Genomic DNA, 12,836 nt, shown 5'->3' with positions numbered 1-12,836 from the left:
TTTGCTTTTTTATTGCCTGTATATAACTTATAGCCATTTTCAACTATAAAAATATAATTCTTACGACCATTACAAAGCATCAGCAATTTTAACTGCCACAAGCGGCTCAAAATGGTTTAGCCTCTTAGGACATGACTTCATAAAGACAATGTTAAGCGAGATGCTAAGATGCAATTTAGACCTTTGGCAAAAACAGGCATTCTAGTTCCAGAAATCTGTTTAGGCACCATGACATTTGGTGAACAAAATACCCAGCAAGAAGCCTTTCAACAACTCGATTATGCGCTAGAACGAGGCTTATATTTTTGGGATACCGCAGAAATGTATCCCGTACCACCAAAAGTAGAAACTCAAGGTGCAACCGAAACCATCATTGGCAATTGGTTACAGCAACGTGGCGGACGTGACAAATTATTTTTAGCCTCTAAAATTGCAGGCCCTTCGCAAGGCGGCAGTCATATTCGAGACGGCAAAACCCGCTTTAACGCAGAGGATATTCATTCTGCACTGGATGGCAATTTAAAACGCCTGCAAACCGACTATATCGACTTATACCAACTGCACTGGCCACAACGCCCAACCAACTTTTTTGGCAAACTTGGTTATGGCAACCAAGAAGCACAAAATACGCAAGAAGTAACCGACCTTGCTGAAACCTTAACCGCGTTGCAACAAGAAATTCAAAAAGGACGGATTCGCTATATAGGTCTGTCGAATGAAACCCCTTGGGGCACCATGAAGTTTTTACACTTGGCAGAACAATTAGGATTAAGTAAATTTGTCAGCGTACAAAATCCATATAACCTGCTGAATCGTACTTATGAAATTGGCATGTCTGAAATCGCCCATTATGAAGGTGTTGGACTACTCGCCTACTCACCTTTGGCTTTTGGTTATTTAACTGGTAAATTCCGTCATGGCGCACGCCCTGCCAATGCACGTGTCACGCTATATTCACGTTTTAGCCGTTACAGTAATCCACAAAGCGAATGGGCAACCGAGCAATACGCCCAACTTGCAGAACAACACGGCTTGAGTTTGACGCAACTGGCGCTGGCATTTATCAAGCAGCAATTTTTTGTGACAAGTACCATTATTGGCGCGACGAATATGGCGCAACTCAAAGAAAATATTGATGCCTTTGACATCACCTTATCAGATGAAATTTTACAAGGCATTGAAGCCATTCATCGTCAACAACCCAATCCAGCGCCCTAATTTTATTTTAAGCACTGCTTTAAAATGAAATTAAAAATATGAACTCAGCAATAATTCATCATTTTTATGCTGTTTAAAGTCAAAAAGTCTTCATAAAAAAAGATGCGCATAAAACCATGCGCATCTTTTTTGTGTTTTATCTTAACCAGTTGAACTGGCTAAGGTCATCTTAACGACGACTTTGGTTATATAGCGCTTGTGCTGCTGGCAAGTTTTTACGCATTGCTTCAATACGCTGACTGTTCGATGGGTGAGTCGATAAGAATGACGCACCGCCACCACCTTCAAGCTTGTTCATTTTCTCCCAAAGGGTAATTGCAGCTTGCGGGTTATAACCTGCACGTGCCATCAGCATTAAACCGCCCTGATCGGCACGACCTTCCAAATTACGCGAATATGGCAAGCCAATCCCAATTTGCGTACCCAATTGTGCTGCTGCTGCACCCAATTGACCAACGTTATTACCTGCTGCACTTAAACCTACGTTCAAGGCAATATTGGTTAAGGCCTGTGCACCAATTTTACTTTTCGCGTGTTCTTCTAAGGCATGCACCATTTCATGCCCCATAATTGCGGCAATTTCGGCATCGGTTAAATTCAGTTTATTCACAATACCAGTGTAGAACACCACTTTACCGCCTGGTGCGACAAAAGCATTGACTTGATCAGATTTGAGTACCGCCAATTGCCACTGGAAAGGCTGACCAGTTTGGTTCATTTGGTTGGCATGTGGAATCAAACGCTGAAACACAGTATTGATACGTTTATACGTGGTTGAACTCGTGTCTAACTGATTTTTATTGCGTGCGTCTTGCACCATTTCATTATAGCTTTTGGTAGCAGTTGCATTTAAGGTCGCAGTATCTGCACCCGCCATGTCTGCAACAGTCGTACACCCTGAAACTGTGATTGCGCCTGCGGCACATAAACTTAACATCAGTTTTTTGTTCATTATAATAATCTCCGCCTTGCGAGCTATCTTCATACCAATCAATTATATGAAATCAATTCAAGGCTTTAAATCTATAATCACTTCATAAACATATCATTTATGTAAACAACGCCTAAGCTGTGTACAGATTGTATGTCTGAGCGATCAATCACTACCCTAGTAAAGAAATTGATAACACAACCAAAATACTAAACAGAAAACATTTAAACCCAAGTAAATTTTAGACACTACTTCTACTTTTTCTTCCATTTCTGGATTTTTGCGTTTGTAGAGTAGGTAAGCATTTTGAATCAGAATCAGTGGCACCAAAATACAGGCAAAAATAACGCTTAAACCAATAAATGCCTGATACATAATATTCGGATCATGCTTTTGCGATAAAATCAGCATCATGGCAATGGTCGGTGCGCCGCCCATCGCAAACAATAAAGAATAAAAAATCGTACTGGTAATATTTTTATGCATCCTGCATAACCTTAATTAAATTTAATTTTCTAAAGCCATTGTAACAAGCCACCCTGCTCTGCACAGCGCCAGTCATCTGCAACTTTAGTCTTGAAAAAACAACTCACTCAGCATCATCTATAATGTTTCCAAAAATGAGTCGCTATTGAAACTGAAACAACAGCAATAAAAAGCCCCATCATTTAGACAGGGCTGAGTACATCATCAGAGCTTAAATGCTATGCTAAATCACAACGACTTAAGCATCAAATGGATGACGTAATACGATAGTTTCTGCGCGGTCTGGACCTGTAGAAATAATGTCGATTGGACATTCAATTAACTGCTCAAGACGTTTGATGTAGTTCACTGCATTTTCAGGCAATTGTTCTACACTGGTCGCACCCACAGTTGATTCAGACCAACCTGGCATTGTTTCATAAATTGGCTTTAAGTTTTCGTATGCAAGCGCATCAGAAGAACCTACACAACCTGAATCGGTATTTTCATAACCTACGCAGATTTTGATTTCTTCTAAACCGTCCAATACGTCTAACTTGGTCAAGCAGATACCAGACAGTGAGTTTACATCGACTGAACGACGTAAAATTTCGGCATCAAACCAACCACAACGACGTTGACGACCTGTAGAAGCACCGAACTCGTGACCCACAGTACCTAAGTGTTTACCAATCGCATCACCTACGTCATTTGCTGCATCATACACCAACTCAGTTGGGAATGGGCCTGCACCTACACGTGTGGTATAAGCTTTGGTAATCCCTAAAACGTAGTCTAAATGTAATGGACCTAAGCCTGAACCAGAGCTTACACCGCCCGCAGTTGTATTCGATGAAGTCACATACGGATAAGTACCGTGGTCAACATCAAGTAATGAACCTTGCGCACCTTCAAACATAATGTTGTCACCGTTTTTACGGTAATTATGAATTTCAGTCGTTACATCAACCACTAATGGTGCAATCACTTCACGCCATTGGTCACATAGCGCTAAAACTTCATCTAACTGAACTGCTTCAACACCGTAGTATTGTGTCAATTGGAAGTTGTGATAGTCCAATAATTCAGTCAATTGAGCGCGTAGTGCTTCACCGCCACGAACCAAGTCAGCAACACGAATCGCACGACGTGCAACCTTGTCTTCATAAGCTGGGCCAATACCACGACCTGTTGTACCAATTTTGGCATTACCACGTTTTTTCTCACGTGCTTGGTCAAGTGCAATGTGGTTCGGCAAAATAAGAGGACAGTTTGGTGAAATACGTAAACGCTCTTTCACTGGCACGCCTTCTTGTTCCAAAATACCCATTTCTTTAATGAGTGCTTCAGGAGAAAGTACTACACCATTACCAATTAAGCACAGTACGTTTTCACGTAAAATACCTGATGGAATGAGGTGTAATACAGTTTTCTTACCACCAACCACGAGAGTATGGCCTGCGTTGTGTCCGCCTTGATAACGAACGACTGCCGCCGCCTGATCTGTGAGCAGGTCGACGATCTTACCTTTACCTTCGTCGCCCCATTGGGTACCAAGTACCACAACATTCTTGCCCATAATAGCCTCATTACATCATGCTGTTAAAATTGAAAACCAAGACCTGTAACATGAAACATGCCTTGGCGATTAAATTTTTTCGACTGTCCACTCACCATTTGCAAGAACCAATTGGTGCGTTGCGTATGGAACCGAGTTTAAATCATCATTACCCAACAATTGAATTACACTAAAGCCTTGCGCACGTGTGTTTTGGATAGCCGCGATTAAATCAGGTTGTGAGCCTTTAGGCGCAACAACAACAGACGATGATTCAAAACGACCTGCACTTAATACAAACAAGTCACAAGAGAAACCTGTTGCAGGGCGCGCACGTCCGAAATGCTGACCAATGCCATCATAACGACCGCCTTGTGCCAATGGTGCAGCACGATTTGGCGCATACACTGCATACATTAAACCTGTGTGATAGTGATAAGAACGCAGCTCAACCACATCAATACCAATATGCAAGTTTGGCCAACGTGCCTGAATTTCAGCTTGTGTTGCTTTCACGGCTTCAAACGCTTGCTTAAATTCGGTATTTTCCAACACATCAGCACTTAAATGAGCCTGCAAAGCAGTTAAATCACTGGCATAGCGACCTAAAGCATAAAAATCTGAACCGAAATTTAAATCTTGGGTAAATTCTGCCAATTCAGGCAATGCTTTACGCTGATATAAATCTGACAATTGACGTTCAGTGGCTTTGCTTAATTCTGCTTGTTTAACCAAGCTACGGAACAAGCCGACATGACCCAAGTCTAAATGCACACCTTCTGCCAAACCTGCTTCTTTTAGCAAGCTGAGCATCAGATCAACCATTTCTACATCGGCATCAATGCTGTCTGAACCAAATAACTCTGCACCCAATTGCAATGGTGCACGTGTGGTATTAAAACCTTGTGGTTTGGTATGTAAAACCGTACCTGCATAGCAGTAACGTGCAATGCCATCTACAGGATGTACATGCGCATCAATACGTGCCACTTGTGGTGTCATATCGGCACGAACACCCAGCAAACGACCTGAAAGTTGGTCGATCACTTTAAATGTGGCAAGGTCTAAATCTTGATTCGATTCTGAAAGAGAAGATAGAGATTCAATGTATTCTATGAATGGCGTGTACACCAACTGATAACCTCGAGATGCGAGGAAATCCAGTGACTTACGACGCAAGCTTTCAATCACTTGCGCTTGTTCTGGTAATACATCAGCTACACCATCAGGTAATAACCATGTCTCTGAAATGGGCATGTTGTAAACCTAAATTCTTGTTTGCGCGGAACGAATCCGCATAAAAAAATCGGGAGCACACCCGATTTCTCCTAGTTTAGCATGATACTTTTGCTCATGCACCTGACTTTTTCTGAAATATGCGGTAAAAAATATGAATACACCACATCTTTCAAAGCCATCATTTAAAAGTCCTGATTTGATTTCACCGCCTTTGCCAATAAACTGACCAACTCAGCATTTTGCATTTCAAGCTGTGCGGTTTTTTGCACGGTTTTATCTAGCGCATCTTGCTGAACCTGCATCTTTTTAGCCAAATCTTGCATAATCTCCAACGTCTTTTTTAGATGCTCTTCTAAATGTAATACTTTTTGCTCGACTTGCTGTTGATGCTGCACGTCGCTGCTGCTGTCTGCCTGATTTTTAAATTGCAACCAAATCAGAAAAATGACAGCAAGTGCCAGCAAAAAAATAAATCCCCACAATAAAATAATCATCATGCCACTACTCTATTCAAATTTTCTATGCAAACTTTGTTATATCAATCAGTGAATTAACCGTGAATACGAAGTGTAAAATCTGTCATCACTATTACACGCTTTTCACACTTTGTATATGTCTTAAAAAGTAGCCGCTTACACCGCCCGCTGACTAAAAGATTCACACAAATCTAGTAAACGGTTGGCATAACCCCACTCGTTGTCATACCACGCAAAAACTTTGGCTTGATGACCCACGACCATGGTTTGACTTAAATCGACAATTAAAGAATAAGGTGAATGGTTAAAGTCGCTCGATACCAAAGGCTCATCGGTCACTTGCATAATTTCGGCATAATCATGCGCTGCCGAAGCACACAACACCTGATTCAATTTGTGCACCGTAATTGGCGACTGAGAAATAAAAGTTAAATCAATGGCTGCAACATTGATGGTCGGCACACGAATCGAGTAACCATCAATCCGATCTGCCATTTTTGGCATGACTTGTTTTAAAGCACCTAGGGCAGAAGAAGTTGTAGGAATAATATTTTGTCCTGATGCACGCGCACGACGTAAATCGCGATGCGCCTGATCCAATACAGTTTGATCGGCTGTGACTGCATGAATTTCAGTCATTAATGCGGTATCAATTCCAAAAGCGTCATCAATAATTTTAACCAGTGGTACTAAAGCCTGCGTGGTGCAAGACACACTGGAAATAATTTGGTCAGTATTTTTGACTTCGTGATGATTGACACCATAAACAATCGCAGCATCTACAGTATCGAATGGTGCAGCGCCAATAATCACACGTTTGGCGCCCGCAGTAATATGCTGCGTTGCCGCCTCGCGGGAACGAAACAACCCTGTGCATTCCAATACCACATCTACATTTAAAGCTTGCCACGGCAACTGTGCAGGTTGAGCCTGATTCAACACCTGAACTTTTAATTGCGCCAAACCTGCAGAAATATTCAAAAAAATCTGTTCATTTTCAAGGCTAATTTCCACCTGCCCTTTAAAACGACCATGGGTACTGTCGTATTTAAATAAATGAACCAAGGTTTCTACATCGGCAATGTCATTTATGGCGACGATTTCAAAATGAAAGTCTTTGGGATTTTCAAACCAAGCCCGCAGCACATTGCGCCCGATTCTACCAAAGCCATTGATTGCCACTCGTTGCATGACCGATCCTTTCATAATGAAATCAAAATTTAAGCACAGACTATGTTAATAGATTTTGAGGCCTTACTGAAAAAAATCAGATCAATTCTGCGAATTTTCACGCAATTTGTTGTTTAATTCGGCAAATCAAAAATATCAGCTTTGACTTTCTAGCTTACATTTACGTTTTCTTAAATTTTGTATTCTACTTTATGGCAGTTCGGCATACTCCGTGACCTACAGTAAACGCTTACTTTGAATGTAAATGTTCATCATCTTCTATTGCAAAGATTTATTCTGCGTAATCGCAACCAAGTTTGCGTCAGAATTGTCATCTATTCACACTAAAATGATTGGTGATAATGGCTTTTTCCGTTATAATTTGGCGTTTTTAAAATTTTAAGCCTGCATGACAGCAAAAGAATTATTTTTGTCAGACTGTCTTGCGTTTAGCCCAATCGGAAATTATGGAGTGACTTGGTTGTGAGTACTCGTTTTATGACATCAGCTGAAATTCGTGAAGCATTTTTGCGTTACTTTGAATCGCAAGGGCATACACGTGTCGCATCGAGTTCTCTAGTACCCGCCAATGACCCAACCCTGTTATTTACCAATGCAGGTATGAACCAGTTTAAAGACTGTTTCCTTGGGTTAGAAAAACGTGATTATGTACGTGCTGTATCGTCACAAAAATGTGTGCGTGCAGGCGGTAAACATAACGATTTAGACAATGTGGGTTATACCGCACGTCACCATACTTTCTTTGAAATGTTGGGTAACTTCTCGTTTGGTGATTATTTCAAACGTGATGCAATTAAATTTGCTTGGGAATTTTTAACCAGTGAACAATGGTTAGCTCTACCAAAAGACCGTTTATATGCCACGGTTTACCACACCGATGATGAAGCATTTGACATCTGGAACAAAGAAATTGGTTTAGATGCTTCTCGTATTATCCGTATTGGCGATAACAAAGGTGGCCAATATGCTTCAGACAACTTCTGGGCAATGGGTGATACAGGTCCTTGCGGCCCTTGTTCTGAAATTTTCTATGATCATGGCGATCATATCTGGGGTGGCTTACCAGGTACGCCTGAAGAAGATGGCGACCGTTTCATTGAAATTTGGAACAACGTATTCATGCAGTTCAACCGCACTGCAGATGGCGTATTACACCCTCTTCCAGCACCTTCTGTAGATACAGGTATGGGCCTTGAGCGTATTTCTGCCGTTCTGCAACACGTGAACTCAAACTATGAAATCGACCTGTTCCAGAACCTGTTAAAAGCTGCTGCTGAAATCATTGGTTTAGACACGACTGCTCTTGAAGTAACTGCACAGCAAACTGGCAAGCCTGTAGACTACCCTGCTTCACTCAAAGTAGTTGCTGACCACGCTCGTTCTTGCTGCTTCCTAATTGCCGATGGCGTGAATCCATCGAATGAAGGTCGTGGTTATGTATTGCGTCGTATTATTCGTCGTGCAGTACGTCACGGCAACAAGCTTGGCGCAACAGGTTCATTCTTCCACAAAATGCTTCAGCCTTTAATTGAAGTAATGGGTCAAGCTTATCCTGAACTTGCAGCAAATCAAGCGCGTATTGAAGCAGCATTACTGAAAGAAGAAGAACAATTTGCCAAAACGCTTGAGCAAGGTTTGAAATTGCTTGAGGGTGAATTGGCACAGCTTAAAGGCTCGGTCATTCCTGGTGAAGTGGTATTTAAACTATATGACACTTACGGCTTCCCAACAGATTTAACGGCAGATATTGCACGTGAACGCGACTTGACCATTGACGAAGCAGGCTTTGAAGTTGAAATGGCAGCGCAACGTCAACGTGCACGCGATGCAGGTAAATTTGCAGTTGACTACAACTCAATTGTAAAAGTTGAAGGTGAAACTCAATTTGATGGCTATGACGCAACGACTGGTCAGGGTCAAATTGTGGCTATTTACAAAGATGGCGAACAAGTCGATGAAGTAGTTGAAGGCGATGAAGCTTTAATCGTACTCAATCAAACCCCGTTCTATGCAGAAAGCGGTGGTCAGATTGGTGATACAGGTCTATTCAAAAACGAAACAGGTATTTTTGAAGTTCAAGACACCAAAAAATCTGGCGGTGCTTTTGTTCATCAAGGTATTGTTACCATGGGCAGTTTAAAAGCTGCGCAAGCGGTGGAAGCGATTGTAAAAGCAGACATCCGCGAAGCTACTGCACGCAACCACTCTGCAACACACTTATTGCACGCTGCCCTACGTCAAGTTTTAGGTGCACACGTACAGCAAAAAGGTTCGTTGGTTGCTTCTGATATTTTACGTTTTGACTTTGCCAATGACCAACCTGTGTCATTTGAACAATTGCAAGAAATTGAGCGTTTGGTAAATGCAGAAGTCATTGCCAATACCGCAGTTTCTACTGAATTACTGGATATTGAAGCAGCCAAAGCCAAAGGCGCAATGATGCTATTTGGTGAAAAGTATGGCGATGAAGTTCGCGTACTTTCTATGGGTTCAATCATTGAAGATAAAAACTTCTCCATTGAACTTTGTGGCGGTATTCACGTGAAACGTACAGGTGATATTGGTCTGTTCAAAATCATCTCTGAAGGTGGTGTTGCAGCTGGTGTACGTCGTATTGAAGCAATTACAGGCAGCAAAGCCGTTGAAGCCGTTCAAAAAACTGAACGCGATATCAACAGCATCAATGCTTTGTTGAAAGCACAAAAAGACCAAACTTTAGAAAAAGTGAATACATTGGTCGATACAGCATCTAGCCTTCAAAAGCAGATTGAACAGCTCAATCAAAAATTAGCGCACTTCCAAGCAGCTGAACTTTTAAGTCAAGTACAAGAACTTGCTGGACGTACCACGCTCATTACCACTGTACAAAATATGGATGCAAAATCACTGCGTAATTTGCACGACGGTGTAAAATCCAAACTCGACCAAGCAGTGATTGTACTTGCAGGTGTAGAAGGCGATAAAGTCAGCTTAATCGCTTCTGTTGCACCAGACTTTACTGCTACGATTAAAGCAGGAGACATCATCAAACGCTTGGCTACAGAACTAGGTGGTAAAGGTGGTGGTAAACCTGATTTGGCACAAGGTGGCGCGCCACTTAACGAGAACTTTGCAACGGTGATGGCAGGTTTAACTGCTTGGCTTGCGGCAAAATAATCTCACTTTTTGTGTAACTGACCCTGAGCAGGTAAATTCAGGGTCATGGCTTATATGGAACAACTATGGCACTAATCGTTCAAAAATATGGCGGTACCTCAATGGGTACTCCCGAGCGCATTTTAAATGTTGCTCGTCGTGTGAAGCGCTGGCATGATCATGGCCACAAAGTAGTGGTTGTCGTTTCTGCCATGAGTGGCGAAACCAATCGCCTACTCGCTCTCGCGAAAGCCATTACCGAAACCCCTGATCCGCGTGAATTAGACCAAATGGTGTCTACAGGCGAACAGGTGACGATTTCGATGTTAGCGATGGCGCTGAATTCTATTGGCGTTGCAGCAAAATCACTAACTGGTCGCCAAGTTGGTATTCAAACTGACAGCGCATTTACCAAAGCACGTATTGAAGCGATTAATACTGACGTGTTAACTGAAAACCTAGACGCAGGCCGTGTGATTGTGGTTGCTGGTTTCCAAGGGTTTGATGCTGAAGGTAACACCACGACTTTAGGTCGTGGCGGTTCTGATACTTCTGGCGTTGCACTTGCTGCTGCATTGAAAGCCGATGAATGTCAAATTTACACTGACGTAGATGGCGTTTACACCACAGACCCACGCGTTGCACCAAAAGCCAAAAAAGTAGATCGTATTTCTTTTGAAGAAATGCTAGAAATGGCTTCTTTAGGTTCTAAAGTATTGCAAATTCGTGCGGTTGAATTTGCAGGTAAATACCAAGTACCTTTACGTGTATTATCAAGTTTTGATAATGACAATGATGGCGCATTCGACGAAGATTTTAAACAAAATGTCGGCACACTCATTACTACTGAATTGGAAGACAACATGGAACAACCTATCATCTCAGGTATCGCGTTTAACCGTGACGAAGCAAAATTAACTATTTTAGGTGTGCCTGATGAGCCAGGTATTGCATCTAAAATCTTGTCACCTATTGGCGCTGCCAATGTTGAAGTTGACATGATCATCCAAAACGTAGAAGAAGATGGTACTACCGACTTTACTTTTACTGTAAACCGTGGCGAACTTGCCAAAGCAAAATCAATTCTTGAAGCAACTGCCAAAGAAATTGGTGCACGTGAAGTCGCTACACGTGGTGACATCGTGAAAGTATCTATCGTAGGTGTAGGTATGCGTTCACACGCAGGTGTTGCAAGCAAAATGTTTACTGCACTTGCAGATGAAGGCATCAACATTCTCATGATTTCTACTTCTGAAATTAAAATTTCAGTCATTATTGAAGAAAACTATTTAGAGCTTGCAGTACGTACTTTACACACTGTATTTGGTCTAGATCGTGAAAGCGGTGAGTCTAGCGCACGCGCTTAATACGCCCCTGTCAGAAAATGTAATTGTCTGACAAATTTTGCGAAAAAGTACAAAAAAATAGAGCCACTATAGTTTTTTTTATAGTGGCTCTGTTATATTGAGCAACATGCTTTCATAAATTTTGGCAGCGCTGTATCTTATAAAATAAATAATGATACGTTCCGTTAAAATTTACTGGTTTTTATTTGGTTGTGACTTTTAAATTGCTTTAAAAATCAATGCAGGTTTAGCATTTTGCAAGGAGATAAACATGCTGATTCTGACCCGACGTGTCGGAGAAACATTAATGATTGGGGACCAAGTCAGCGTGACTGTGCTTGGTGTCAAAGGTAACCAAGTTCGTATTGGTGTAAATGCCCCGAAAGAAGTATCGGTTCATCGTGAAGAAATCTATCAACGTATTCAACACGAGCGTGCCATGCATGAGCATTTGCAACATTTAGATCAAGATTATCAACCTTCATTTGAAGAAGATAACTACTCGCAAAATGACTTTAATCGTTAAACGATTAAGGTAATTGAATATAAAGCGGCTCATTTGCCGCTTTAAATTTTTCTGCTGAATGCTTTTTAAAAACTCGCATCATTTCAGAGTTGCTCGCTGATTCGAAGCATGTAAAGACTATTTTACAGGCAACTCAGCACAAGTTTTGCATGAAAATTACTGTGAGTTTTCCATTAATTCTAAAGCTTTACGCACAGGTGCAAAACTACGTCGATGTGCCGCAATCACGCCATGCTGTGCAATGGCTTCAAAATGTGCTTTGGTTGGATAACCTTTATGTTTGGCAAAACCAAATTGTGGAAATGCTTGATCAAGCAATACCATTTCACGGTCACGCGCCACTTTAGCTAAAATACTGGCTGCCGAAATCTCTGCATGTAATGCATCTCCCCCAACAACGGCATCACAAGACATCGCTAAACCCTGCGGAATTTTATTGCCATCGACTAAGACATGCTCAGGTTGAATAGATAAGGCTTCCACCGCACGACGCATCGCCAATAACGACGCTTGCAAAATATTCAGTTCATCAATTTCGGCTGCAGATGCTTCTGCAATTGCCCAAGCCAAAGCCTTTTCCTGAATTTCAACAAATAACTTTTCACGCTTTTTTTCTGTCAGTTTTTTAGAATCATTTAAACCTTCAATCGGGTTATTCGGATCTAAAATAACTGCCGCAGCGACAACAGAACCCACTAAAGGCCCACGCCCTGCTTCATCTACACCTGCAATTTTCATCATCTTTTTCCAG

At 41.7% G+C, this 12,836-nt stretch carries 11 protein-coding genes; 4 read left to right on the top strand and 7 right to left on the bottom strand.

The genetic code is table 11. The annotated features are described in order from the left end of the window. Positions 1–168 precede the first annotated feature (168 nt). Positions 169–1,218, top strand: a complete 1,050-nt coding sequence (locus FTT78_RS01060) for an NADP(H)-dependent aldo-keto reductase (protein ID WP_179989325.1) — start codon at positions 169–171, stop codon at positions 1,216–1,218. Positions 1,219–1,387: 169 nt separating this feature from the next. On the opposite strand, the gene FTT78_RS01055 is transcribed toward FTT78_RS01060, so the two are convergent. From FTT78_RS01055 to FTT78_RS01030, 6 genes are all read right to left on the bottom strand, one after another. Continuing rightward, the gene (locus FTT78_RS01055; RefSeq protein ID WP_179988412.1) at positions 1,388–2,170 is read right to left on the bottom strand and encodes a M48 family metallopeptidase; all 783 of its coding nucleotides are present in this window, start codon (positions 2,168–2,170) and stop codon (positions 1,388–1,390) included. Positions 2,171–2,326: 156 nt separating this feature from the next. After that, complete coding sequence (locus FTT78_RS01050; protein ID WP_004971573.1) at positions 2,327–2,635, bottom strand: hypothetical protein; 309 nt, start codon at positions 2,633–2,635, stop codon at positions 2,327–2,329. Between the two features lie 238 nt (positions 2,636–2,873). Further along, entirely contained in the window at positions 2,874–4,193 is a 1,320-nt protein-coding gene (locus tag FTT78_RS01045; protein WP_004971574.1) for an adenylosuccinate synthase, read from the bottom strand. A gap of 69 nt (positions 4,194–4,262) precedes the next feature. After that, a complete protein-coding gene (locus FTT78_RS01040) occupies positions 4,263–5,429 on the bottom strand; it encodes an ATP phosphoribosyltransferase regulatory subunit (RefSeq protein WP_096901061.1) in 1,167 nt (388 codons plus the stop codon). 164 nt (positions 5,430–5,593) lie between these two features. Beyond that, positions 5,594–5,908 carry a hypothetical protein gene (locus tag FTT78_RS01035; protein WP_004971580.1) on the bottom strand — a complete coding sequence of 105 codons (315 nt, stop codon included), beginning with the start codon at positions 5,906–5,908 and terminating at the stop codon, positions 5,594–5,596. 135 nt (positions 5,909–6,043) lie between these two features. Beyond that, positions 6,044–7,078 carry a type I glyceraldehyde-3-phosphate dehydrogenase gene (locus FTT78_RS01030; RefSeq protein ID WP_004971581.1) on the bottom strand — a complete coding sequence of 345 codons (1,035 nt, stop codon included), beginning with the start codon at positions 7,076–7,078 and terminating at the stop codon, positions 6,044–6,046. Between the two features lie 462 nt (positions 7,079–7,540). On the opposite strand from FTT78_RS01030, the gene alaS reads away from it, so the two are divergent. The 3 genes from alaS to csrA all read left to right on the top strand — a co-directional run bounded on the left by alaS (position 7,541) and on the right by csrA (position 12,085). After that, a complete protein-coding gene (gene alaS / locus FTT78_RS01025) occupies positions 7,541–10,234 on the top strand; it encodes an alanine--tRNA ligase (protein WP_180043304.1) in 2,694 nt (897 codons plus the stop codon). Between the two features lie 65 nt (positions 10,235–10,299). Continuing rightward, entirely contained in the window at positions 10,300–11,580 is a 1,281-nt protein-coding gene (locus FTT78_RS01020) for an aspartate kinase (protein ID WP_004971586.1), read from the top strand. Positions 11,581–11,830: 250 nt separating this feature from the next. Next, positions 11,831–12,085 carry a carbon storage regulator CsrA gene (gene csrA, locus FTT78_RS01015; RefSeq protein WP_004971589.1) on the top strand — a complete coding sequence of 85 codons (255 nt, stop codon included), beginning with the start codon at positions 11,831–11,833 and terminating at the stop codon, positions 12,083–12,085. Between the two features lie 156 nt (positions 12,086–12,241). Here csrA and rnhB read toward each other — a convergent pair whose 3' ends face one another. Further along, positions 12,242–12,826, bottom strand: coding sequence for a ribonuclease HII (rnhB, locus tag FTT78_RS01010; protein WP_286416765.1), 585 nt, complete (start codon positions 12,824–12,826; stop codon positions 12,242–12,244). Positions 12,827–12,836: the final 10 nt, after the last annotated feature.

This window comes from Acinetobacter sp. YH01011 (assembly GCF_013420785.1).
GTDB classification, from domain to species: Bacteria; Pseudomonadota; Gammaproteobacteria; order Pseudomonadales; family Moraxellaceae; genus Acinetobacter; species Acinetobacter towneri.
The sequence above is the reverse complement of the archived record's forward strand: the minus strand, read 5'-3'. Positions and strand labels throughout refer to the sequence as shown.